The sequence below is a fragment of the Selenomonas sp. F0473 genome (assembly GCF_000315545.1).
Classification (GTDB): Bacteria; Bacillota; Negativicutes; order Selenomonadales; family Selenomonadaceae; genus Centipeda.
Map to the genome: position 1 here is coordinate 1,472,539 of NZ_JH992902.1, position 1,254 is coordinate 1,473,792.

General features: G+C 48.2%; 2 tRNA genes and 1 rRNA gene (1 of these 3 only partly in view). All 3 read left to right on the forward strand.

Going from position 1 to position 1,254, the window contains the following annotated elements:
- Positions 1–500: 500 nt before the first annotated feature.
- Positions 501–576: transfer RNA gene (locus HMPREF9161_RS06755), tRNA-Ala, on the forward strand.
- Between the two features lie 173 nt (positions 577–749).
- A tRNA-Ile gene (locus HMPREF9161_RS06760) sits at positions 750–826 on the forward strand.
- A 335-nt stretch (positions 827–1,161) separates the two neighbouring features.
- A 23S ribosomal RNA gene (locus HMPREF9161_RS06765) occupies positions 1,162–1,254 on the forward strand (it continues 2,807 nt past the right edge of the window).

Sequence of the window (1,254 nt, forward strand, 5' to 3'; positions counted from 1 at the left end):
CGGCTAGGCCGTCTAAGGTGGGGAAGGTGACTGGGGTGAAGTCGTAACAAGGTAGCCGTATCGGAAGGTGCGGCTGGATCACCTCCTTTCTAAGGTGCTATGCTGTCGATGAAACAAGCCGAAAGGCGCAGTTGAATCGATAACAGCATGTACGCGAAAACGTCCAACGAATCGAGCTGTAAGGCGAAGATGAATTGCTGACGTTGACCGCGCGCTATGTTGTTATAAGCAAAGTAACAGGTCGACATCGGCTTAAATCTGCATTGTCTAGTTTTGAGGGTATATTACCTCTAAAATCAAAGGTATCCTTAGCAATAGCCTAATATCCTGAAAACGCAGTATGGACTAGTGCTTTGAAGGAAGCCTAAGCGAAGCGGCAGTTTTGCTGCATAGCAAGGAACGAGGAAAACACGAGTGGAGTCGTAGCGGAGCTACGTCGACCGAAGTGTTTGACGCAGTGACACAGCTAGGCACAAAAATCCCGCGTTCGCGCCTTATATGGGGGCGTAGCTCAGCTGGGAGAGCACCTGCCTTGCAAGCAGGGGGTCAGGAGTTCGATTCTCCTCGTCTCCACCATTTATATCTACATATGTAACACCTTTACAGGTAACCCTAAGCGAAGCAGAAGCTTTGATGCATAGCTAGGCGCGAGAAAAAGACAACCGAAGTCGTAGCGGAGCTACGTCGAGGGCAGTCTTTTTTGAAGCAACGACGCTAGGCGCAAAAATCCTGCATTCGCGCCACATTATGGGCCTATAGCTCAGCTGGTTAGAGCGCACGCCTGATAAGCGTGAGGTCAGTAGTTCAAGTCTACTTAGGCCCACCATTTTTTTGTTCCCTGAAAACTACACAGAAGAAACAAACGAAAATCTATGAAATGACAAAAGTCATTTTCACTGAGGTTATCTGCTATAGCGATATAGCGGAAAGAACAGAATGGATTTTCCCAGGAGAAGTAATGGCGAAACGAAGTCGTTTAGCTTGGAGCAGATTTTGAGCACTGCCAAGGAGACAAACCGGACGCATAGTTGAAAGCTATGTGGAGGATTTGACGACATAGGCAGGGCGGAAAAGGTGCCCAAGATGAATGGCTGAGTGAGTCAGTGATTCTCCAAAGCATAATTAGGATAAAGCGAAAATACCTTTTAGTCGTAAGACGTAAGTCAAGCGAAGAAGGGCATACGGCGGATGCCTAGGCGTTTCGAAACGAAGAAGGACGCGATAAGCTGCGATAAGCTGCGGCGAGCTGCAAGT